The sequence below is a fragment of the Micromonospora sp. CNZ297 genome (assembly GCF_007827625.1).
Window position 1 is genome coordinate 120,562 of sequence record NZ_VISU01000010.1, and the last position, 22,349, is coordinate 142,910.

General features: G+C 71.8%; 21 protein-coding genes, 1 tRNA gene and 1 pseudogene. 5 read left to right on the forward strand and 18 right to left on the reverse strand.

The features are described from left to right. Nucleotides 1-138: 138 nt before the first annotated feature. Nucleotides 139-1,215 carry a LacI family DNA-binding transcriptional regulator gene (locus FB454_RS19110; protein WP_145823257.1) on the forward strand — a complete coding sequence of 359 codons (1,077 nt, stop codon included), beginning with the start codon at nt 139-141 and terminating at the stop codon, nt 1,213-1,215. 264 nt (nt 1,216-1,479) lie between these two features. Continuing rightward, nucleotides 1,480-3,114, forward strand: a complete 1,635-nt coding sequence (locus FB454_RS19115; protein ID WP_145823258.1) for a glycoside hydrolase family 13 protein — start codon at nt 1,480-1,482, stop codon at nt 3,112-3,114. Nucleotides 3,115-3,267: 153 nt separating this feature from the next. Here the strand turns inward: FB454_RS19115 and FB454_RS19120 are convergent, their stop codons facing one another. From FB454_RS19120 to FB454_RS19145, 6 genes are all read right to left on the reverse strand, one after another. Further along, entirely contained in the window at nt 3,268-3,711 is a 444-nt protein-coding gene (locus FB454_RS19120; protein ID WP_186461619.1) for a hypothetical protein, read from the reverse strand. Between the two features lie 73 nt (nt 3,712-3,784). Beyond that, nucleotides 3,785-4,159 carry a GntR family transcriptional regulator gene (locus tag FB454_RS19125; protein ID WP_013283968.1) on the reverse strand — a complete coding sequence of 125 codons (375 nt, stop codon included), beginning with the start codon at nt 4,157-4,159 and terminating at the stop codon, nt 3,785-3,787. Then, nucleotides 4,156-5,097, reverse strand: a complete 942-nt coding sequence (locus tag FB454_RS19130) for a YhjD/YihY/BrkB family envelope integrity protein (RefSeq protein WP_013283967.1) — start codon at nt 5,095-5,097, stop codon at nt 4,156-4,158. Before FB454_RS19130 ends, FB454_RS19125 begins: the two co-directional genes overlap by 4 nt. 56 nt (nt 5,098-5,153) lie before the next feature. Then, the gene (locus tag FB454_RS19135) at nt 5,154-5,741 is read right to left on the reverse strand and encodes a 2'-5' RNA ligase family protein (RefSeq protein ID WP_013283966.1); all 588 of its coding nucleotides are present in this window, start codon (nt 5,739-5,741) and stop codon (nt 5,154-5,156) included. Nucleotides 5,742-5,763: 22 nt separating this feature from the next. Then, a complete protein-coding gene (gene trpS, locus FB454_RS19140) occupies nt 5,764-6,789 on the reverse strand; it encodes a tryptophan--tRNA ligase (RefSeq protein WP_030274098.1) in 1,026 nt (341 codons plus the stop codon). A gap of 33 nt (nt 6,790-6,822) precedes the next feature. Next, nucleotides 6,823-7,839 carry a hemolysin family protein gene (locus tag FB454_RS19145; RefSeq protein ID WP_176921702.1) on the reverse strand — a complete coding sequence of 339 codons (1,017 nt, stop codon included), beginning with the start codon at nt 7,837-7,839 and terminating at the stop codon, nt 6,823-6,825. Nucleotides 7,840-8,016: 177 nt separating this feature from the next. On the opposite strand from FB454_RS19145, the gene galE reads away from it, so the two are divergent. Together galE and galK are read left to right on the forward strand one after the other, a co-directional pair. Next, nucleotides 8,017-9,003 (forward strand): UDP-glucose 4-epimerase GalE, encoded by a 987-nt coding sequence (gene galE / locus FB454_RS19150; protein ID WP_013283963.1) that lies wholly within the window; start codon nt 8,017-8,019, stop codon nt 9,001-9,003. Continuing rightward, nucleotides 9,000-10,151 carry a galactokinase gene (gene galK / locus FB454_RS19155; protein ID WP_145823260.1) on the forward strand — a complete coding sequence of 384 codons (1,152 nt, stop codon included), beginning with the start codon at nt 9,000-9,002 and terminating at the stop codon, nt 10,149-10,151. Before galE ends, galK begins: the two co-directional genes overlap by 4 nt. 90 nt (nt 10,152-10,241) lie before the next feature. Here the strand turns inward: galK and FB454_RS19160 are convergent, their stop codons facing one another. From FB454_RS19160 to FB454_RS19200, 9 genes and pseudogenes are all read right to left on the reverse strand, one after another. Continuing rightward, nucleotides 10,242-11,543: a sulfate adenylyltransferase subunit 1 gene (locus tag FB454_RS19160; protein ID WP_013283961.1), complete on the reverse strand. Its 1,302-nt coding sequence runs from the start codon at nt 11,541-11,543 to the stop codon at nt 10,242-10,244. Beyond that, a complete protein-coding gene (cysD, locus tag FB454_RS19165) occupies nt 11,543-12,454 on the reverse strand; it encodes a sulfate adenylyltransferase subunit CysD (protein ID WP_013283960.1) in 912 nt (303 codons plus the stop codon). Before cysD ends, FB454_RS19160 begins: the two co-directional genes overlap by 1 nt. 79 nt (nt 12,455-12,533) lie before the next feature. Continuing rightward, complete coding sequence (locus tag FB454_RS19170) at nt 12,534-13,367, reverse strand: inositol monophosphatase family protein (RefSeq protein WP_030274093.1); 834 nt, start codon at nt 13,365-13,367, stop codon at nt 12,534-12,536. 65 nt (nt 13,368-13,432) lie between these two features. Continuing rightward, the gene (gene pth, locus FB454_RS19175; protein ID WP_013473953.1) at nt 13,433-14,023 is read right to left on the reverse strand and encodes an aminoacyl-tRNA hydrolase; all 591 of its coding nucleotides are present in this window, start codon (nt 14,021-14,023) and stop codon (nt 13,433-13,435) included. 100 nt (nt 14,024-14,123) lie between these two features. Further along, entirely contained in the window at nt 14,124-14,819 is a 696-nt protein-coding gene (locus FB454_RS19180) for a 50S ribosomal protein L25/general stress protein Ctc (RefSeq protein WP_013283957.1), read from the reverse strand. 285 nt (nt 14,820-15,104) lie between these two features. Continuing rightward, a complete protein-coding gene (locus FB454_RS19185; RefSeq protein ID WP_013283956.1) occupies nt 15,105-16,085 on the reverse strand; it encodes a ribose-phosphate diphosphokinase in 981 nt (326 codons plus the stop codon). Nucleotides 16,086-16,141: 56 nt separating this feature from the next. Next, nucleotides 16,142-17,665: pseudogene (glmU, locus tag FB454_RS19190) on the reverse strand (bifunctional UDP-N-acetylglucosamine diphosphorylase/glucosamine-1-phosphate N-acetyltransferase GlmU); the annotation flags it as partial. Nucleotides 17,666-17,738: 73 nt separating this feature from the next. Further along, a tRNA-Gln gene (locus tag FB454_RS19195) sits at nt 17,739-17,809 on the reverse strand. 47 nt (nt 17,810-17,856) lie between these two features. Next, nucleotides 17,857-18,597, reverse strand: coding sequence for a helix-turn-helix domain-containing protein (locus FB454_RS19200; protein ID WP_145823261.1), 741 nt, complete (start codon nt 18,595-18,597; stop codon nt 17,857-17,859). A 72-nt stretch (nt 18,598-18,669) separates the two neighbouring features. Here FB454_RS19200 and FB454_RS19205 point away from each other — a divergent pair, with 72 nt between their 5' ends. Continuing rightward, nucleotides 18,670-19,338, forward strand: a complete 669-nt coding sequence (locus FB454_RS19205; protein WP_013283952.1) for a TetR family transcriptional regulator — start codon at nt 18,670-18,672, stop codon at nt 19,336-19,338. Nucleotides 19,339-19,362: 24 nt separating this feature from the next. Here FB454_RS19205 and FB454_RS19210 read toward each other — a convergent pair whose 3' ends face one another. The 3 genes from FB454_RS19210 to FB454_RS19220 form a co-directional block, all read right to left on the reverse strand. Beyond that, nucleotides 19,363-19,830: a DUF4383 domain-containing protein gene (locus FB454_RS19210; protein WP_013283951.1), complete on the reverse strand. Its 468-nt coding sequence runs from the start codon at nt 19,828-19,830 to the stop codon at nt 19,363-19,365. A 116-nt stretch (nt 19,831-19,946) separates the two neighbouring features. Next, nucleotides 19,947-20,402: a DUF4383 domain-containing protein gene (locus FB454_RS19215; RefSeq protein WP_013283950.1), complete on the reverse strand. Its 456-nt coding sequence runs from the start codon at nt 20,400-20,402 to the stop codon at nt 19,947-19,949. 97 nt (nt 20,403-20,499) lie between these two features. Further along, nucleotides 20,500-22,299 carry an ABC-F family ATP-binding cassette domain-containing protein gene (locus tag FB454_RS19220; RefSeq protein ID WP_114919425.1) on the reverse strand — a complete coding sequence of 600 codons (1,800 nt, stop codon included), beginning with the start codon at nt 22,297-22,299 and terminating at the stop codon, nt 20,500-20,502. Between the last annotated feature and the right edge of the window lie 50 nt (nt 22,300-22,349).

Here is a 22,349-nt window from a genome sequence, read left to right on the forward strand (position 1 = left end):
GAAAGTTCTTGCTGACCGGCGCCGAGATGCTGCGCCGCTGCTCTCGCATGTTGCGGGGACGTTAGCAAGAGGTTGCAGAGAATGGAAGGGCTTGCAGAAGTGTACGCAAGACTTTGCCGTTGGGCTAAAGTGCCGCACATGCGCGCTCGACTGTCCGACATCGCCCAACAGGCTGAAGTCAGCGAGGCCACGGTGTCGCGGGTGCTCAACGACCGCCCCGGTGTGGCCCCCGAGACCCGGCAGGCCGTCCTCACCGCCCTCGATGTGCTCGGCTACGAACGACCGGCCCGGCTGCGCAAGCGCAGCGCCGGGCTGGTCGGCCTGGTCGTGCCGGAGCTGGACAACCCGATCTTCCCGGCGTTCGCCCAGATCATCGAGTCCGCGCTCGCCCCCACCGGCTACACGCCGGTGCTCTGCACCCAGACCCCGGGCGGCGTCCGCGAGGACGAGTACGTGGAGATGCTGCTCGACCGGCAGGTCTCCGGCATCGTCTTCGTCTCCGGCCTGCACGCCGACACCGCCGCGGACCACGACCGCTACCGCACGCTGCTGGCCCGGCCGCTGCCGATCGTCATGATCAACGGGTACGCCCCCGGCATCCCCGCGCCGTTCGTCTCCTGCGACGACCGCGAGTCGGCGGAACTCGCCGTCGCCCACCTGGTCGCGCTCGGGCACCGCCGGATCGGCCTGATCACCGGCCCGGACCGGTTCGTGCCGGTGCAGCGCAAGGTCGCCGGCTACAAGGCCGCGATGGGGCGCCTGACCGACATCAGCGAGGACGAGCTGGCCGAGCTGACGGAGCTGTCGCTGTTCGGCGTGGAGGGCGGCGAGGCGGCCGCGGGCCGGCTCATCGAGCGCGGCGCGACCGGGCTGGTCTGCGGCTCGGACCTGATGGCGCTCGGCGTGATCCGGGCCGCCCGCCAGCGCGGGCTGTCGGTGCCGGGCGACATCTCCGTGGTCGGGTACGACGACTCCCCGCTGATGGCGTTCACCGACCCGCCGCTGACCACCGTGCGCCAGCCGGTCGCCGCCATGGCCGTGGCCGCGGTGCGGGCCCTGGTCGACGAGATCAACGGCCACCCCTCCCCGAACTCGGAGTACCTGTTCCGGCCCGAGCTGGTGGTACGCGGCTCCACAGCGGTGGCCCGCCCCGTCGACCCTCCGAACCGCCAGCGCTCCGCCACCCCCACCCCGTCCCTCCCCATCCCCGCCTGACCCCACCCGCCCTTGAGTGGGCGATCATGAGGTTGGCGGGGACAAATCGGGCGACGAAGGCCGCCAACCTCATGATCGACGGGAGTCGGCGGGCGGTGAGGGTGGGTCGGTGTCCCGGGATTCGGGAGAGGGTGCCGGAGCAGCGGCGGGTGACGGCCGTCATTTCTTGCGCAAGGAATGCTTGACTCTTGCAGTGCGATGGCGGCATTCTGCTCAGACACCCTGCGCCGCACCAGAAGCCGCCACAGAACGGGATCGACACCGATGACCTCCGTCCCCAGCACCACCCCACGCACCGCCGACGACGACTGGTGGCGGTCCGCGGTCGTCTACCAGGTGTACGTCCGCAGCTTCGCTGATGCGAACGCCGACGGTGTGGGTGACCTCCAGGGCATCCGGCAGCGCCTGCCGTACCTGCGCGACCTCGGCGTGGACGCGCTCTGGCTGACGCCGTTCTACACCTCGCCGCAGGTCGACGCCGGCTACGACGTGGCCGACTACCGCGACGTCGACCCGCTGTTCGGCAACCTGACCGACTTCGACGAGATGATCACCGACGCGCACGCGCTCGGCCTGCGGATCATCGTGGACATGGTGCCGAACCACACCTCCAGCGCGCACCCGTGGTTCGCCGCCGCGCTGGCCGCCGGACCGGGTTCGCCGGAGCGTGAGCGCTACCTGTTCGCCGACGGCAAGGGCGAGCAGGGCGAGCTGCCGCCGAACGACTGGGAGAGCATCTTCGGCGGTCCGGCGTGGACGCGCGTGGTCGACGGCCAGTGGTACCTGCACCTGTTCGACCCGGCCCAGCCCGACCTGAACTGGCGCCACCCGGAGGTGCGGGCCGAGTTCGAGGACGTGCTGCGCTTCTGGCTGGACCGTGGCGTGGACGGCTTCCGGATCGACGTGGCGCACGGGATGATCAAGGCCGAGGGCCTGCCGGACGTGGGCTTCAACTCGATGACCACCGGCCAGCGCCAGTCCGAGCTGCTGGGCAAGGGCCGGCTGCCGTACTTCGACCAGGACGAGGTGCACGACATCTACCGCGCCTGGCGGCCGATCCTGGACAGCTACCCGGGCGGCCGGATGGCGGTCGCCGAGGCGTGGGCCGAGACGCCGCAGCGGCTGGCCCGCTACATCGGCCCGGACGAGCTGCACCAGGCGTTCAGCTTCGACTTCCTCGACGCCACCTGGTCGGCCGACTCGTTCCGCAAGGTGATCGACACGGCGCTGGCCGAGTCCACGATCGTGGGCGCGCCGACCACCTGGGTGCTCTCCAACCACGACCGGCAGCGGCACGTCACCCGGTACGGCGACGGCGAGGTCGGCCTGCGCCGTGCCCGTGCCGCCGCGCTGCTGATGTTCGCGCTGCCCGGCTGCGCGTACGTCTACCAGGGCGAGGAACTGGGCCTGCCGGAGGTGCTGGACCTTCCCGACGAGCTGCGTCAGGACCCGGCGTTCCGGCGCACCGGGGAGAGCCGGGACGGCTGCCGCGTGCCGATCCCGTGGGGCGGCGAGCTGCCCCCGTACGGCTTCGGGCCGGACGGCAGCGAGCTGAGCTGGCTGCCGGCGCCGGCGACCTGGCGGTCGCTGTCGGTGACCGCCCAGACCGGGTTGCCCGGCTCGACGCTGGAGCTGTACCGGACCGCGCTGCGCACCCGGCACGAGCACCCGGCGCTGGCCGGCCTGGACGCCATCACCTGGCTGGAGACCGAGCCCGGCGTCCTGGCGTTCCGCCGCACCGCCGGGGACGCCGAGGTGACCTGCGTGGTGAACATCAGCGGCGCCGAGGTGACTGTGAGCGGCTACGGCCGCCCGCTCGTCGCCAGCGCCGAACTCACCGAGCGGGGCGACGGACACGTCCTGCCGGTGGACGCGGCTGCGTGGTTCGAACGGCGCTGAGCCGGGTAACCCGCCAACGACCTGGCCGTCCGTTGTGCCCCGCGCCGACGGGCGGCTGGGCTGCCGACCCCTTGTGGTGGGGGGTGAGGTGGCCCCGGCCCCTCGGGAGTCCGCTCCCGGGGGGCCGGCGTCCATCGGGGAGCGCGCGCGTCCTCAGCCGCCCTTGGCGGTGAGCAGCGCGGCGATCCGGGCGAACCCGGCCCGGATCTCCTCCCGGTCGGGCGCCTCCACCGGCTCGGGCTCCGGCTCGCGTTCGGCGGCCCGTTCCAGTTCCTCGTCGATGACGTCCTCGAAGTCGCCGTAGAGGTCCGCCTGGTCGATCTCGGCCGCCTCGTCCTCGGCGGCGATCTGCGCGGCCGCGATCTCGCCGCGGATCTCCTCCGGTGTGAGCGCCGGCAGCAGCGGCTCCACCACCGCCATCAACTGCTCGTCGGCCACCACCGCCTCGGCCAGCGCCAGCGCGTGCGGTCGCTCGTACGGGCCGCAGACCACCGGCTCCCAGTCGTCCTCGGCACCGAGCGGGCCGAACGTGATGATCCACGGCAGACCCCGGATCGGGGAGTCGTCCGGCAGGTCCAGTGTCACGAGTGCGCCCACCGGCCCATCATGGTCGCCGCACATCGGCCCGGGGAACGCATTCATCGGACTCTCCCCGCTTCGGGGACCACGCTCAGCCACGCGTACCGGCGTCCAGCGCCGCACGGACCAGCGCGACAGCCCGCTCCGGCGCGACACCCAGGCGACGCGCCTCGGCGGCGTACTCGGCGGCGGCCCGGTGCAGCCGGTCGGTGGCGTCGTCCCGGCCGGGGGCCACCACCGTGCCGTGCCGGCCGCGCGTCTCCACCAGGCCGGCGCCCTCCAGTTCCCGGTACGCCCGCGCCACGGTGTTCACGGCCAGCCCCAGGTCGGCGGCGAGCTGCCGCACGGCCGGGAGCCGGGTGCCCACCGGCAGCCGCCCGTCGCCGATGCGCGCGGCGAACTGCGCCCGCACCTGCTCGTACGGCGGCACCGCCGACTCGGCGTCGATCCGGATCCGCGCGCTCATCCCGCTCCCCCCGGTGTCCCCGGTTCCGTCTCCTCGTCGAGCACGTCCGCCTCCACGTCCACCTCCCGGGCACCGCCCTCGGCCAGGTCCACCACCCGGCCGTACCGGCTGGTGGCGGCGAGCGCGGCGCCGAAGAGCACCAGCTGGTTGAGCAGGTAGAGGTAGAGCAGCAGGCCCACGGCGGTGGCGACCACTGTGTACGCGGGGTTCCGCTCGGTGCGTACCACGTAGTAACGCCCCACGGTGTTCAGCAGGGTGATACCGACGGCGATGGTCAGGATCGCCGGGCGCAGCCGGCGCCGGCTCATCCGCAGCCGCGGCACTGCGAGCAGCAGCGCGGCGGCGAGCACGGCGTTGACGAGCACGCTCAGCAGCGCGCTGATCGTGGTCAGGCCCACCGAGCCGGTGCTGCGCAGCAGGAAGCGCAGCAGCGACTCCAGCGCGTCCACGGCGGCGACCGAGACGAACAGCAGCACGAAGACCGCGACCAGCACGCCCAGGTCGACAAGCCGCCGCACCACGAGGTTGCCGGGCTGCTGGTTGAAGCCGTACATCAGCCGCTGCGAGGAGCGGATCGCCTCCACCCAGCCGATGCCGGTGAAGACCAGGATGACCAGGCCGACCACGCCGACGGTGCTGCTGCTCTCGGCGATCTGCACCGGGTCGAGGAAGGGCAGGTTCTCCTCCAGGAAGTGGGCCGCGCCGCGGCTGACCTCCTCGTTGTCGCGCAGCACCGCGCCGAAGATCCAGTACGCGACGAGCGCGAGCGCGAACACGGCGAAGAAGCCGTAGTACGCGATGGCGGCGGCGAGCCGCCCGGCGAGCAGGTCGGCGTAGAGCGTCCCGGCCCGCCAGACGTGGTCGAAGACCGACGAGCGGCCCCGGGCCGCGTCGATGCGGCGCCCCACCGCCGCCTCGATCCGGCCGAAGACGTTCACCCCGTCATCCTCGCCGATCTCCGCCCGTGGCGGAGGGGCCCCGGCCGGTCGGATGTTCAGCTCCGGCCGCCGAGCCGGAAGTCGCGGCGGGGCTGCCACCGGGTCGCCCCGCTGTGCGAGAACAGCGTGAACGCGTCCACCTGGAACAACGCGGAGAAGTCGGCCAGGTCCTCGTACGCCCTGTCGAGCACCTCGGGCGGCACGTCCTGCGCCACAGTGACGTGCGGGTGGTACGGGAAGCGCAGCTCGCGCCGCAGCTCGGGGGCCGAGTTGATCGCGGCGGCCAGCAGTTCGCACTCGCTGATCCCGGCCGCCACCGCCACGAACACCACCTGGGTGACCGGGCGGAACGTGCCGGTGCCGCGCAGGTGCAGCGTGAACGGCAGGTGCGCGGCGGCGACCCGGTCCAGGTGCTCCTCGACGGCGGGCAGCGCGCGTACCGGGATCTCGGTGGGCCCGAGGAGGGTGACGTGCGCGGGGACGGCGAGCGGGTCGCCGGCCTCGACCCGGCGGCGGGTGAGCAGCCCGCCCCAGGGCTCGGGGACGTCGACCGCGATCCCGATCTGGATCGTGTCCGCGCCGCCCGGCGCCGTGTCACTGCCCGCCACGTCGCGCGCCACCCCTCCGGCCACCGGCTGCGTCACCCGTTCCCGCCCGTCCGGGCCGTTACTCGAACCGCACCGGCGGGAAGAAGCCGACCCGCTCGTACGCGTCCCGCAGCGTCCCGGCGGCCACCGACCGGGCCTTCTCCGCGCCCCGCGCCAGCAGCTTGTCGAGCTGGGCCGGGTCGTTCAGGTAGGCGTTCGTGCGTTCCTGGATCGGCGTGACGAACTCCCGCACCACCTCGGCGAGGTCCTTCTTCAGGTCGCCGTAGCCCTTGCCGTCGTACGCGGCGACCAGGTCGTCGACGGACCGGCCGGACAGCGCGGAGTAGATCGTCAGCAGGTTGGTGATGCCCGGCTTGCCCTCGGCGTCGAAGACGATCTCGCGGCCGGTGTCGGTGACCGCCGAGCGGATCTTCTTGGCCGACCGGGCCGGGTCCTCCAGCAGGTCGATGATGCCGGCCGGCGAGGACGACGACTTCGACATCTTGGCCGTCGGATCCTGCAGGTCGGTGATCTTCGCGGTGTCCTTCACGATGTGCGGGGAGGGCACTGTGAAGGTGCTGCCGAACAGCGAGTTGAACCGCTGCGCCAGGTCGCGGGAGAGCTCCAGGTGCTGCCGCTGGTCCTCGCCGACCGGCACCGCGTTCGCCTGGTAGAGCAGGATGTCCGCGGCCTGGAGGATCGGGTACGTGAACAGGCCGACGCTGGCCCGCTCGCTGCCCTGCTTCTGCGACTTGTCCTTGAACTGGGTCATCCGGCCGGCCTCGCCGAAGCCGGTGATGCAGCCGAGCACCCAGGCCAGCTGCGAGTGCTCGGGCACCTGCGACTGCACGAACAGCGTGCTGCGCTCCGGGTCCAGGCCGAGCGCGAACAGCTGCGCGGCGGCGAGCCGGCTGCGGCGCTTGAGCACCAACGGGTCGTGCCCCGCGGTGATCGCGTGCAGGTCGACGACGCAGTAGTAGGCGTCGTGGCTGTCCTGCAACGCCACCCAGTGCCGCAGCGCGCCCAGGTAGTTGCCGAGGTGGAACGAGTCGGCCGTCGGCTGGATGCCGGAGAAGACGCGCGGGCGGGCGGGTACGTCGGACATGGCGGCAATTCTGTCAGCAAGCCCCGGCGTCCGTCATGACGGGCCGGTGGATCGGGCGGGTACGGGCGGAAGCGGACCGTTCACCTCACGCCGGGGCTCGGGCAGCCGCGCGGCGGAGACCGCCAGGCGGGACACCCGCCGGCCGTCGAGCGTGAGCACCCGCAGCAGCCAGCCCGCCGGATCGGCGGGGACCGATCCGGTGGCCGGGTCGACAGCCACCGGCACCTCGTCGCCCGCCACGGGCAGCCGGCCCAGGGCGGCCATCACGTACCCGCCCACCGTCTCGTACGGCCCGGCGGGCAGCGGCACCCCGGTGCGCTCGGCGAAGTCGGTCAGGTTGAGCCGGCCGTCGACGACCGCGGGCAGACCGGCGGGTTCCGGTTCGAGCGGGCCGTGCTCGTCGTCGCGGATCTCCCCGACCAGTTCCTCGACCAGGTCCTCGCAGGTGACGATGCCGGCGGTGCCGCCGTACTCGTCGACGACGACGGCCAGGTGGTGGCCCTCCCGGCGCATCTCGGTGAGCGCCGCCAGCACGCGCTTGCTGTCCGGCAGGCGCTTGACCTCCCGGATCAGGTCGCCGACCAGGAGCAGCCGGTCCGCGTCCGGGCGCAGCAGCACGTCCCGCAGGTGCACCAGGCCGACCACGTCGTCGTGGGTGCCGTCGACCACCGGGTAGCGGGTGTGCGGGTCGGCCCGGACCAGCCGCTGGGCCTGCGCCAGCGGGAGCGCCGCGCTGAGGAAGACCACCTCGGTGCGGGGCACCATCACCTCGCGGACGAGCCGGGCGCCGGCCACCAGCACCTCGTCGATGATCCGCCGCTCGTCCGGGTCGAGCAGCGTGTTCGCCGCGACCAGGTCACGCAGCTCGGCCTCGCTGATCCGTTCCCGCCCGGCGGTGGGGCTGGCCCCGAGCAGGGCGGTGACCAGGCGGGTGGCGCCGTCGGCGCCGCGCACCACGAGACGGGCCACGGTGCGGGCCAGCGGGCCGGGTTCGCGTCGGGGCCGCCCCGACGGTCGCCGCCGGGGCCCGGGACCACCACCCTCCCGCATGAGAAGGATGGTAGACAGCGGCCACCCCACGCTCGGCTCAATGTGCGGATCTGTTCAATCATGAAGGATTATGATGGAATGGAGGCGGACTCAACTCGACAGCCGCGACACAGCCCTCGGCCGTAGGGTGATCGCGGGACGGCCGCCGCGGGACGCGGCCCAGGCAGGAGGACCGACGTGAAACTGCTCGTCACCGGCGGCGCCGGCTACATCGGCAGCGTGGTGACCCGGATGCTGCTCGACCACGGCCACCAGGTGACCGTGCTGGACGACCTGCGCACCGGTCACCGGGAGGCCCTCGCCCCCGACGCCACCCACGTCGAGCTGCCGGTGCACGAGGCCGCCCGGGTGCTCACCCCCGACGCCGGGTTCGACGGCGTGCTGCACTTCGCCGCCCTCATCGCCGCCGGCGAGTCGATGATCCGCCCCGAGCTGTACTGGCACACCAACACGGTCGGCTCGATCGCGCTCATCGACGCGGTCCGCGCCGCCCGGGTGCCCCGGATGGTCTTCTCCTCCACCGCCGCCGTCTACGGCAACCCCACCGAGCTGCCCATCCCGGAGACCGCCGTCAAGGCGCCCACCAGCACCTACGGCGCCACCAAGCTGGCCGTCGACATGGCGCTCACCTCCGAGGCGATCGCGCACGACCTGGCCGCCGTCTCGCTGCGCTACTTCAACGTCGCCGGGGCGTACCTGCGCGACGGGCTGGCCATCGGCGAGCGGCACGACCCGGAGACGCACCTCATCCCGATCGCGCTCGACGTGGCCGCCGGACGGCGGGAGAAGCTCCAGCTCTTCGGCGACGACTACCCCACAGTCGACGGCACCTGCGTCCGCGACTACATCCACGTCGAAGACCTGGCCCGCGCCCACCTGCTCGCGCTGGACGCGGCCACCCCGGGCCGGCACCGCATCTACAACCTCGGCAACGGCAACGGCTTCACCAACCGGCAGGTGGTCGACGTGGTCCGCGAGGTCACCGGGCACCCGGTGCCGGTCGAGGTGGCCCCCCGCCGCGAGGGCGACCCGGCCGAGCTGGTCGCGTCCTCCGCGCTGGCCCGCGACGAGCTGGGCTGGACGCCCGCCAAGCCCACCCTGCACGACATGGTCGGCGACGCCTGGGCGTTCTACCGGGCACACGTCGCGGGACAGCCCTCATGACCGTCGCCGACCGCGCCACCGCCGGCTTCCGGCAGCGGTACGGCACCGAGCCGGCGGGCCGCTGGGCGGCTCCCGGCCGGGTCAACCTGATCGGCGAGCACACCGACTACAACGACGGCTTCGTGCTGCCCTTCGCGCTGCCGCTGCGTACCGTGGTCGCCGCCGCGCCCGCCCCCGACGGGCGCTGGACCGTCTGGTCGGAGCTCGACGACGAACCGGTCGAGTTCGGCGCGGCGGAGGCAGACGAACCCGGCCGGGTCGGCGGGTGGGCCGCCTACGTGGCCGGGGTGGTGTGGGCGCTGCGCGCCGACGGCCACGACGTGCCGGGCGCGCGGCTCGCCGTCGCCTCCGACGTGCCGGTCGGCTCCGGGCTCTCCTCATCGGCGGCGATCGAGTCGGCGGTGCTGGCCGCGCTGGTCGACCTCGGCGGGCTCGACCTGCCCGCCGGCCGGTGGCCGCGGCTCGCCCAGCGGGCCGAGAACGACTACGTCGGCGCGCCCACCGGGATCATGGACCAGTCCGCGGTGATCCGCGGCCGGGCCGGGCACGCGCTGTTCCTCGACTGCCGCACCGAGGAGGTCGAGCAGATCCCGTTCGACCTGGACGGCGCCGGGCTGGCGGTGCTGGTGATCGACAGCCGGGCGCCGCACCGGCACGCGGACGGCGAGTACGCCGCTCGGCGCAAGAGCTGCGAGCAGGCCGCCGCGACGCTCGGGGTGACAGCGCTGCGCGACGTCGAGGTGGCCGGCCTCGACGCCGCGCTGGCGCGCCTCGACGACGACGAGACCCGCCGCCGGGTCCGGCACGTGGTGACCGAGAACCAGCGGGTGCTCGACACCGTCGCGCTGCTGCGCGCCGGGCGGGTCCGCGACACCGGTCCGCTGCTGACCGCCTCGCACGCCTCCATGCGCGACGACTTCGAGATCACCGTGCCGGAGATCGACACCGCGGTCGAGGCGGCGCTGGCCGCCGGGGCGTACGGCGCGCGGATGACCGGCGGTGGCTTCGGCGGCTGCGTGCTCGCCCTGGTCGACGCCGGCGCCGCCGACACGGTGGCGGCCGCCGTCACGGAGGCGTACGCCGAGCGCGGCTTCACCGCCCCCGGCACGCTCACCGTCCTGCCCGCCGGTGGCGTCACCCGCCTGTAAGGAAGGGCCCCTTATTAACGCCTGCGGTAGAGGAAGGGCCCCTTGTTAACAGCGCACTGTTAACAAGGGGCCCTTCCTTACAAACCAGGGTCAGCCGGCCTCGACGATCATGCCGGCGCCGACCGTACGGTTCGTCGACTCGTCGATGATCACGAAGCCGCCGGTGGTGCGGTTACGGCGGTACTCGTCGGCCAGCAGCGGAACCGTGGTGCGTAGCCGGACCCGGCCGATCTCGTTGAGCTTCAGCTCACCGGCCGTCTCGTCGCGGTGCAGCGAGTTGATGTCCAGCCGGTAGTGCAGCCCGCGCACGATCGCCCGCGCCGAACGGGTCGTGTGCTTGATCGCGTACTTGCCGCCGACCTGCAACGGCCGCGTCTCGTCCATCCAGCAGATCATCGCCTCGATGTCCTGCACGGCCATCGGGGCGTTGTTCGGCCGGCAGATCATGTCGCCGCGGGAGATGTCCAGCTCGTCGGTCAGCCGGACCGTCACCGACATCGGCGGGAACGCCTCGTCCACCGGGCCGTCCGCGGTCTCCACCGCGGCGATCCGGCTGGTGAAGCCCGACGGCAGCACCATGACCTCGTCGCCCGGCTTGAGCACGCCGGAGGCCACCTGACCGGCGTAACCCCGGTAGTCGGTGACGGTGGTGGACTGCGGCCGGATCACGTACTGCACCGGGAACCGCACGTCGACCAGGTTGCGGTCCGACGCGATGTGCACCCGCTCCAGGTGGTGCAGCAGCGACGGGCCCTCGTACCAGGGCATGTTCTCCGAGCGGGTGACGATGTTGTCGCCCTGCAGCGCGGACACCGGCACCACAGTCAGGTCCGGCACGTCGAGCTTCGCGGCGAACGCGGTGAACTCGTCCGCGATCCGCTCGTAGACCTCCTGCGACCAGTCCACCAGGTCCATCTTGTTCACGCACAGGACCAGGTGCGGCACCCGCAGCAGCGAGCAGAGGAACGCGTGCCGGCGGGACTGCTCCACCAGGCCCTTACGCGCGTCCACCAGGATCAGCGCCAGGTCGGCCGTGGAGGCACCGGTGACCATGTTCCGGGTGTACTGGATGTGCCCCGGGGTGTCGGCGATGATGAACTTCCGCCGCGGCGTGGCGAAGTAGCGGTACGCCACGTCGATGGTGATGCCCTGCTCCCGCTCGGCGCGCAGGCCGTCGGTGAGCAGCGCCAGGTTCGTGTACTCGTCGCCCCGGGCCGCACTGACCGCCTCGACGGCGGCGAGCTGGTCACTGAACAGCGACTTGGTGTCGTAGAGCAGACGGCCGATCAGCGTCGACTTGCCGTCGTCGACGCTGCCCGCGGTGGCGAACCGCAGCAGGTCCATCGGCCGCGCGGTCTCGCTCTCGGCCGGGGCCAGGGTCTCGACGCTCATCAGAAGTAGCCCTCTCGCTTGCGGTCCTCCATGGCGGCCTCGCTGACCCGGTCGTCGCCGCGGGTCGCGCCGCGCTCGGTGATCCGCGTGGCGGCCACCTCCTCGATCACCTTCTCCACCGTGTCGGCGTCCGAGCGGACCGCCGCGGTGCAGGAGGCGTCACCCACGGTCCGGTACCGCACCTGGGCCTTGAACGGCTGCTCACCGGCGCGCGCCCGGAAGAACTCGTTCACCGCGTAGAGCATGCCGTCGCGCTCGATCACCTCGCGCTCGTGCGCGTAGTAGATCGACGGCAGCGGGATCCGCTCCCGCTCGATGTAGTGCCAGACGTCCAGCTCGGTCCAGTTCGACAGCGGGAACACCCGGATCGACTCGCCCGGGTGGTGCCGGCCGTTGTAGAGCGCCCACAGCTCCGGACGCTGGTTCTTCGGATCCCACTGGCCGAACTCGTCGCGGAAGCTGAACACCCGCTCCTTGGCCCGCGCCTTCTCCTCGTCGCGCCGGGCGCCGCCGAACAGCGCGTCGAAGCGGTGCTTCTCCACCGCCTCCAGCAGCACCGGCGTCTGGATCCGGTTGCGCATGCCGTCGGCCGACTCGCGGACCAGGCCCTTGTTCAGCGCCTCCGGCACGCTCGCCACGATGAGCTGCAGGCCCAGCTCGGCCACCCGCTGATCGCGGTAGTCGAGCACCTCGGGGAAGTTGTGCCCGGTGTCCACGTGCATCACCGGGAAGGGGATGTTGGCCGGCGCGAACGCCTTCTGGGCCAACCGGAGCATCACGATCGAGTCCTTGCCGCCGGAGAACAGCAGCACCGGCCGTTCCATCTCGGCGACGACCTCGCGCATCACGAAGATGCTCTCCGCCTCGAGCGCGTCGAGGTGCGACACCTGGTACGCGGCGGGGGACGTCATGACACGAACTCGATTCGCACGGATCCGTACATCGGATTCCAGACCTTTCAGGTCGGACTCGTGAAGAAGAACGCTCAGGTTACCCGGAATGCCGCTGCAACGCTGCAAGCAACCGACTCGCGAGATCCTTGCGGCAGACCAGCAGATCCGGTAGGCGCGGGTCGGCCCCGTTGTATTTCAGCGCAGAACCGTCGATCCGGGAAGCATGCAGACCGGTGGCCGTCGCCACAGCGACCGGAGCGGCCGAATCCCACTCGTACTGACCGCCCGCGTGGATGTACGCGTCGACCTCACCCGTGACCACGGCGGCGATCTTCGCGCCCGCCGAGCCCATCGGAACCAGATGAGCGCCGACGTCCTCTGCCAGGTCGGTCAGGAAAACCGGCGGACGGCTACGGCTGGCCGCCAAGCGGATGACCCGCGCGCCGCCCCCGGTGGCCGCCTCCACTGTCATCGGCGGGTACGCCGGCGGGTGGTCCGTGCCGAGCACCCGGTGCTGGGCCGGCAGCGCCACCGCGCCCGCCACCAGACCGTGCGGCCGCGACGCGTTACGCGACCAGAGCGCCACGTGCACCGCCCAGTCCGCGCGCCCCTCCTCCGCGTACTCCCGGGTGCCGTCCAGCGGGTCGATGATCCAGACCCGGTCCGCGGTCAGGCGCGACAGCGCCGCGTCTGTCACCTCCGCCGTCCAGGCCAGCCGCGAGCCCTCGTCCTCCTCCGACAGCACCGCGTCCGCCGGCCGCCACTTCGCCAGCTCGGTGCGGATCAGATCGTGCGAGACCTTGTCGCCGGCCGACCGGAGCGCGCCCGCGTCGGCGAAGCCCATCTCCGCGCGCAGGGCCGTCAGCGCCTGACCGGCCCGGGACGCCAGCCACCGGGCGAACCCGCCGTCGATCATCGGAGGACTGCCCATGCTGCTCCCGTCACCCGCCTTCGCTCCCGTCGCCCGAGGCTACCGGCCGGGCTCCGCCCCGCCGCTCAACCCCCGTGGTACAGGTTCTGCGTCGGCTCCACGCCCTTCAGAACCACGGACTCCACCACGTCCGCCGCGCGGTCCACCAGGAACTCCAGCTCCTTGCGCTCCGACGAAGAGAAATCCGAGAGTACGTAGTCAGCCGGGTCCTGCCGGCCCGGCGGCCGGCCGATGCCGAACCGCACCCGCACGTAGTCCTTGGTGCCGAGCGACTTCGACATCGAGCGCAGGCCGTTGTGCCCGCCCTCGCCGCCGCCGCACTTCACCCGCACCTGCCCGTACGGGATGTCCAGCTCGTCGTGCACCGCGATCACGTGCGCCGGCGGGATCTTGTGGAACTGCGCCAGCCCGGCCACCGGACCGCCGGAGAGGTTCATGTACGTCAACGGCTTCAGCAGCACCAGCTTCGGACCGCCGAACCCCAGCCGCCCCTCCGCGGCCTCGGCCATCGCACGCTTGTGCCGCCCGAACTTCGCGCCCACCCGGGCCGCCAGCAGGTCGGCCACCATGAACCCGACGTTGTGCCGGTTGCCCGCGTACTCCCGGCCGGGGTTGCCCAGGCCGACCACCAGCCACGGTCCCGCCTCGTCCGTCACCCGACGCCCCTTCCCGCTCGCTCGCCCGACCAGCCGTCCCGATACGCCGACAGGCGCCCCCGGGAACCGGGGACGCCTGTCGCACAGCCTTGCGGACCGGTCAGGCCTCGGTCTTCGCCTCGGCCGGGGCCTCCTCGCCCTCGGCGGCCGGAGCGCCCTCGGCACCCTCGGCGGTCTCCTCGCCGACCTCGGCCTCGGCCTCCTCGGTGGCCTCCTCGACCTCGGGGAGGGTGGCCTCGAGCTGCTCGGCGGTCGGAGCGGCGGTCACCGAGGCGACAGCGGTCTCCTCGTCGGTGGCCAGCTCGACGCCGGCCGGCAGCTCGACGTCGGCGGCGGTGATCGTGGTGCCCGGCTCGGCGCCCTCGATCGACGCCTCCAGGTGGTCCGGCACCTTGGTCGCGTCGGCGGTCACCGACAGCGTGTCGTGGTCGTGCACGATCAGGGTGTCCTTCGCGGCCTCACCGGTCAGCTGGACCGGGACCTCGACGGTGACCTTCTCGCCACGGCGGACCAGCAGCAGGTCCACGTGCTCGAAGGTGTCCTTGATCGGGTCACGCTGGATCGCCTTCGGCAGCGCCAGCACCTGGGTGCCGTCGCTGACCTCGATCGCGAAGAGCTGGTTCGCGCCGCCCTTACGGATCGCGGCGGCGAACTCCCGCGCCGGAAGCGCGATGTGCTTGGGCTTCTCGCCGTGGCCGTACAGCACGGCGGGCACCTTGCCGGCCCGGCGGGTACGACGGGCACCACCCTTGCCGAACTCGGTACGGGGCTCGGCGCTGATCTTTACCTCGGACACGGGGAAACTCCTGATGCTTCGCTGCGGCGGCTTGTCGTCTGGCGGTGCTGGGGCGAGGGGCTCGCTGGGGCTAGGGTCATGAACGACCGCCCGGAGCACCGCGTCGATGACGGCGCCTCCGTGCGGTGCTTGTCAGCAGCCCGCCGGGCACCCTCGCCGTGGCAACCGCACCAGTCTACCCGAGGGAATTCCCGGCTCTCCGGCAGTCCCCCATATCACCGCCCCGCCCGGTTCCGCAGGGCATCGGCCCGGCCGCCGGGAACTCCCGGCGACCGGACCGCACGCTCAGCTCAGGCCACCGAACAGGGTGGTCACCGAGCCGTCGTCGAAGACCTCCCGGATCGCCCGCGCCAGCAGCGGGGCGATCGACAGTACGGTCAGCTTGTCCAGCTGCTTCTCCGACGGCAGCGGCAGCGTGTTCGTCACCACGACCTCGCTGATCGGGCTGTTCTTCAGCCGCTCCGTCGCCGGGTCGGACAGCAGCGCGTGGGTCGAGGCGACCACGATCTCCGCCGCGCCCTGCTCCTTGAGGATGTCCGCCGCCTTGGTGATCGTGCCACCGGTGTCGATCATGTCGTCCACGATCAGGCACACCCGGCCCTCGACCTCACCGACCACCCGGTTCGCCACCACCTGGTTCGGCTTGAGCGGATCGCGGGTCTTGTGGATGAACGCCAGCGGGCAGCCGCCCAGCCGGTCGGTCCAGCGCTCGGCCACGCGTACCCGGCCCGAGTCCGGCGCGACCACGGTCATCGGCCGGCCCGCGTACTTGTGCTCCACGTACTCGGCCAGCACGTCCATCGCGAACAGGTGGTCCACCGGGCCGTCGAAGAAGCCCTGGATCTGCGCGGTGTGCAGGTCCACGGTCAGGATCCGGTTCGCGCCCGCCGTCTTCAGCAGGTCCGCGATCAGCCGCGCCGAGATCGGCTCCCGGCCGCGGTGCTTCTTGTCCTGCCGCGAGTACGGGTAGAACGGCAGTACCACGGTGATCCGCTTGGCCGAGCCGCGCTTCAGCGCGTCGACCATGATCAGGGTCTCCATGACCCAGGTGTTCACGCCGTGCGTCACGGACTGCACCACGAAGGCGTCCGAACCACGGACCGAGTCCTTGTACCGTACGAAGATCTCGCCGTTGGCGAAGTCGTACGCGTCGGCCGGCGTCGGCGCGACGCCGAGCACCTCACCGATCTCCTTGGCCAGCTCCGGAAAACCCCTCCCGGAGAAGAGCATCAGGCTCTTGCGGTTTTCGGCGACGATGCTGCCCATGGGCCCGTCTGCTCCCGTATGTCGGTGGTGCCCGGCGGCGGTGGGGCCGGGGACTGTTCGGTTGCAGTATGCCCCCGGTTCAGCGATCCACCCACGGCCCGCCGATCCCCGTGGATTCAGTCACCTTCGCTTGCGGCGCCACCCGTGTCCGGCGCACCCTCACCGGCCCGCCGCGCCGCCTCCGCGGCGTCCGTACCGGCCCGCTTGCGCAGCACCCAGCCCTCCACGTTGCGCTGCTGACCACGCGCCACCGCCATCGCGCCCGGCGGCACGTCTCCGGTGATCACCGAACCCGCCGCGGTGTACGCGCCGTCGCCCACCCGCACCGGCGCCACGAACATGTTGTCCGCTCCGGTACGGGCGTGACTGCCGATGGTGGTGTGGTGCTTGCGTACCCCGTCGTAGTTGACGAAGACGGTGGCCGCGCCGATGTTGCTGTGGTCGCCGATCGTCGCGTCGCCCACGTACGACAGGTGCGGCACCTTCGACCCGTCACCGATCGACGCCTTCTTGGTCTCCACGAACGTGCCGACCTTCGCCTTGCGGCCCAGCCGCGACTCCGGCCGCAGGTACGCGTACGGGCCGACGCTCGCCTGCGGGCCCACCTCGGCGCCGAGCGCGTGGCTGCGCACGATGCTCGCGCCCGCGCCCACAACCGTGTCCACGAGCGTGGTGTCCGGGCCGACGAGCGCGCCCTCGCCGACCACTGTCGCGCCCTGGAGCTGCGTGTTCTGGTCGATCACCGCGTCCCGCTCGACGGTCACGGTCACGTCGATCCAGGTGGTGTGCGGGTCGAGGATGCTGACCCCGGTACGCATCCAGCCCTCGTTGATCCGGTCGCGCAGCAGGCGGCGCAGCGCGGCCAGTTCGACCCGGTCGTTGCAGCCGAGCGTCTCCACGTGGTCGGCGGCGCAGTGCACGGCCACCGGCTCACCGGCGTCGCGCAGCAGCGCGAAGACGTCGGTCAGGTACTCCTCGCCCTGGTCGTTGTCCGTGGAGAGCTTGCCCAGCGCCTCCCGCAGGCGAGCCGCGTCGAACGCGTAGATGCCCGCGTTGATCTCCCGCAGCGCGCGCTGCTGGGGGGTGGCGTCGCGCTCCTCGACGATCTGCTCCAGGTGCCCCTGCGCGTCCCGCACGATCCGGCCCAGACCGGTCGGGTCCGGCACCTCGGCGGCCAGCACTGTCGCCGCCGCGGCGGCCTCCTCGTGCGCCTCGACGAGCGCCTGGACCGTCTCCGGCCGCAGCAGCGGCACGTCCCCGTTGATCACCACGACGGTGCCGGTCGCGTCCGGCACCGCGTCCAGCGCGATGCGGACCGCGTGCCCGGTGCCGAGCTGGCGCTCCTGGAGCACCGGCGTGGCACCCGGGGCGACCTCGGTCAGGTGCTCCCGGACCTGGTCGGCGCCGTGGCCGACCACGACCACCGAGCGGTCCGCGCCCAGCGGACCGGCTGCGGCCAGGACGTGACCGAGCAGGGTACGGCCGAGCAGCGGGTGCAGCACCTTGGGCAGGGACGACTTCATCCGCTTGCCCTCACCGGCGGCGAGCACGACAACGGTGCGGAGGTGGGGCTGGGACACGACGTGGCTCCCGTCGGGACGGCGACAGTCTCGCGGTCATGCTAACCACGCGACGGAGGGCAAACAGCAGAAGCTCCCGGGAGAGGATTCGAACCCCTATAATCAGGACCAAAACCTGACGTCCTGCCATTAGACGACCCGGGATGGTCGAAAACGGGCAAATAGTATTACGCCCGCCGGCTGCCTACACCTTACCGGTCACGAGGTGGATCTTCATTGCTCATTCCTTTCATGATCCCTTCGATCCTCCAATAGAGACGGGTTCCACCCACGACGTGCACTGTCAGGCAGCCGTAGTAGTCGGCTCCGACGTTCTTGCGCCTGGTCAGCGGCCGGTGCCTCTTGATCGTGGTGGGCTGGAAGCTCTCCGCCGGCACGCCTACCCGAGCCGCCCACCACCGCACCGCAGCCGCGTCGTCCGCCGTCTCGTGGATGCTCACCCGGAACCTCCGGTCCTCGACCGGCACCTCGACGGCGTTCAGGAAGCGAAGGAAGAGCATCACCAGCAACGGATCGCTGTTGACGAATTTGATCCGGCAGTCGTTCGGACGCCAGGGCTTCGCCTTACCACCCTCACACCAGTAGATCGCCGCGCCGATCAGCAACAACTCGCGCCGGTCGAGGCGCCGCACCCAGTCCGCCGACGCGGCCACCGCCTCGGCCCGGGCCGCGTCCCGCGCCACCCGGTGCGCGCTCCACTGCGCGTCGGCACGCGCCTGCTGAGCGACTCGCCGGCGCCTGCGCACCAGCTCCGGATCCAGCGGCACATGCCGGGTCCACAGGTATGCCGTGGACTTCGAGACGCCGAGCGCGTTCGCGATCTCCCCCACCGGTGAGCCGGCTCGCCGCAGAGCCAGCGCCCGCGCATGCAGCTCCGGCTTCCACCCCCGGTAAGAGGGCGGACGACTACCGGACTCATCATCGACGGTCACCGGCGCAGACTAGAACACCCGTACGACAGCAGCCGGTCTGACCGCGAGCTTCGCGCCTGGCAGGATGGACGGGTGACCGACGTATCCGGCAGCGACCGCACCCGTCGGCGGCCCGTGCCGGCGGCGAAGCCCTCCCGGGTGCGGATGTCCGCGACGCAGCGGCGCGAGCAGTTGATCTCGATCGCCCGGCAGATCTTCGCCGAGCGCGGCTTCGACGCGACCTCGATCGAGGAGGTGGCGGCGCGTGCCAAGGTCTCCAAGCCGGTGGTCTACGAGCACTTCGGCGGCAAGGAGGGGCTCTACGCGGTGGTGGTGGACCGGGAGGTCCGCGCGCTGCTTGACCGGATCACCACGGCGCTGACCGCGGGCAACCCGCGGGAGCTGCTGGAGCAGGCCGCGCTGACGCTGCTGACCTACATCGAGGAGGAGACCAGCGGGTTCCGGGTGCTGGTCCGGGAGTCGCCGCTGATGTCGGCGACGGGCAACTTCAGCAGCGTGATGAACGACGTGGCGCACCAGGTGGAGCACATCCTGGCGGGCGAGTTCTCCATCCGGGGGTACGACCCGAAGCTGGCGGAGCTCTACTCCCAGGCGCTGGTGGGCATGGTGGCGCTGACCGGCCGCTGGTGGTTGGAGGTGCGTAAGCCGCGCAAGGAGACGGTGGCGGCGCACCTGGTGAACCTGGCCTGGAACGGGTTGTCGCACCTGGAGTCGAAACCCGGGCCGATCCCCCGGGGCTGACGCCGCGTCAGCGCAACAGCCGCGTCAGCGCTCACCGATGGGGTGGTAGCGGCGCTGCCGCTCCTCCTCGGCGTGCTCGGCGGTGCCGACCTTGTCGTAGAGGCCGGTGGCGAGCAGGACCAGCCCGAACAGCAGCGACACGATGACTGTCGACATCGAGAAGTTCAGGAAGTTCGCCGGGGTCTGGAGCACCGACATCATCAGGATGCCGGTGACCAGGAAGACCACGCCGGCGGTGAGGTTCATGTAGTGGCCGAGGTTGTCGCGGCGGGACGCCCCGATCAGCAGGACCGCGCCGAAGACCACGGAGACCAGCGAGAAGGCCAGGTTGGTACGCAGGCCGAGCGCCCAGTCGCTGTCCCGGCCGAACAGTCCTTCGCCCCAGGTCTGGAAGACGCCGAAGACGCCGAAGACCAGGATGTAGAGGCCGATGAGCCCGGACAGCACCCGGTAGAGCGGCCGCGCGGGGTGGTTCACCGGGAAGTGCGCCATGATGCCCTCCAGCCGTGTGACTGATTCGGGGCAATTGTCACCTGCGTTGTCCGGTCGCGTCCGGAAAACACCGAAGGCCCGGCGCAGCGCGCCGGGCCTTCGGGTACGAGACGGGATCAGAGCACCAGGCGGGCCTTCTGCCAGGCCTCGTGCTCGTCGTCGGAGCCGACCTTGCCGTACATGCCGACCATCAGGAGCACCAGCGCCAGGGTCAGGACCACGACGTCGGTCATGATCGAGAAGTTGAAGATGTTGGCGTCGGTCTGCAGGAACGCCAGCGCGGCCAGGCCGATCACCATCAGCGTGTAGGCCAGCCACTGGTTGATCGCCACGTCGAGGTTGCGGCCGATCGCGGTGCCGACCAGGATCACGACGCCGACCAGCACCGACAGCAGCGAGAACGCCATGTTGGTGCCCTGGCCGAGGACCTTGGTGTCGTCCTGGGCGAGGAAGTCGTTGCCGGCGCTGGCGATGATGCCGAGGCCGCCGAAGACGACGAAGTACAGACCAACGAGCCCGCCGATCGCCCGGTAGATCGGCCGCGCGGGGTGGTTGACGGGGGTGTGGGCCATCTCTGCGTCTCCAAAAGACCGTTCGGACGAGGGTTCCACAGGTGATTGTCCCGTACGCCGGTCAGTGACGCCGCACACCCCCCACCCCGGCGGCAGGTCAGCCGCCCGGGAGCTCCTCGGCGAGGGACAGCCAGGTCTCCTCGGTGCGGTCCCGCTCGGCCCGTACCTCCTTGAGCTGGGCGTCCAGCTCGGCGACCCGGGCATAGTCGGTGGCGTTCGCGGCGAGCTGCTCGTGCAGGCCCGCCTCCTTCTGTTCGAGCTTGGCGATCTGCCGTTCCAGCCGGTTGAGTTCCTTCTTCGCGACGCGTACCTCGGCCGCTGACATGCCCTCGCGGGCCGGCGCCGCCGTGGCCGGGGTGAGGTCGGCGGGTGCCGGGCCGCCGGCCGCGGCGGCGCGCGCGAGGTACTCGTCGACGCCGCCGGGCAGGTGCACCAGGCGGCCGTCACCGAACATGCCGTACGCGACGTCGGTGACCCGCTCGATCAGGTAGCGGTCGTGGCTGGCCACCACGATCGTGCCGGGCCACGAGTCGAGCAGGTCCTCCAGCGCGGCGAGCGTGTCGGTGTCCAGGTCGTTGGTGGGCTCGTCGAGCAGGAGCACGTTCGGCTCCCCGGCGAGCAGCCGCAGCATCTGGAGGCGGCGGCGCTCGCCGCCGGACAGGTCGCTCACCGGGGTCCAGAGCCGCTTGTCGTCGAAGCCGAAGATCTCGGCGAGCTGGGCGGCGCTGATCTCCCGGTCGCCGAACTGCACACGCCGGGCCACCTCCTCGACGGCTTCCAGCACGCGCAGGTGGCCGGGGAGTTCGGCGAGTTCCTGGGACAGGAACGCGGGCCGGACGGTCTGCCCGGCGGCGAAGCGCCCGCCGTCGGGGCCGGTCACGCCGGCGAGCATCCGCAGCAGGGTGGTCTTGCCGGCGCCGTTGCGGCCGAGGATCGCGACCCGGTCGCCGGGCCCGACCTGCCAGGTGGTGTCGTGCAGGATCTCCTTCGGGCCGGCGTGCAGCCGGACGTGTTCGAGGTCGTACACCTGCTTGCCGAGCCGGGCGGTGGCGAGCCGTTGCAGCGACATGGTGTCGCGGGGTTCCGGCACGTCGGCGATGAGTGCGTTCGCCGCGTCGATGCGGAACTTGGGCTTCGAGGTGCGTGCGGGGGCGCCCCGGCGCAGCCAGGCGATCTCCTTGCGGAGCAGGTTCTGGCGGCGGGCCTCGGTGGCGGCGGCGACGCGTTGCCGCTCGACGCGGGCCAGCGTCCATGCGGCGAAGCCGCCCTCGTACGCCCGGACGGTCTGGTCGGCGACCTCCCAGGTGGTGGTGCAGACGGCGTCGAGGAACCAGCGGTCGTGGGTGACCACGACGAGCGCCCCCTTGCGGGTGACGAGGTGCCGGGCCAGCCAGTCGACGCCGCCGACGTCGAGGTGGTTGGTGGGCTCGTCGAGGACGAGCAGGTCGGCGTCGCGGACCAGCAGCGCGGCGAGCGCGACGCGGCGGCGTTCCCCGCCGGACATCGGGCCGACCGGCGTGTCCAGGCCGAGGTGGGGCATGCCGAGGCCGTCGAGGATGGCGCGGACACCCGCGTCGCCGGCCCACTCGTGCTCGGCGCCCATGCTCTCGCCGAGCCAGGCGGTGCCGAGCACCACGTCCCGCACGGTCAGTTCGGGGGCGAGGTCCAGGCGCTGCGGCAGCCAGGCCACCCGCAGGTCGCGGCGGTGGGTGACGCGGCCGTCGTCGGGTTCCTCGGTGCGGGTGAGCAGGCGCAGCAGCGTCGACTTGCCGGCGCCGTTGAGGCCGACCACACCGACCCGGTCGGCGTCGTCGAGGCCGAGCGAGACGTCGGTGAGCAGCGGCCCCGCGGCGCCGTACCCCTTGGACACCCGGTCCAGGTTGACGATGTTGGCCACTGACCCACCCTTCACGACTCAGGCGTCCCGGGGGCCCGGGACGCCTGAGT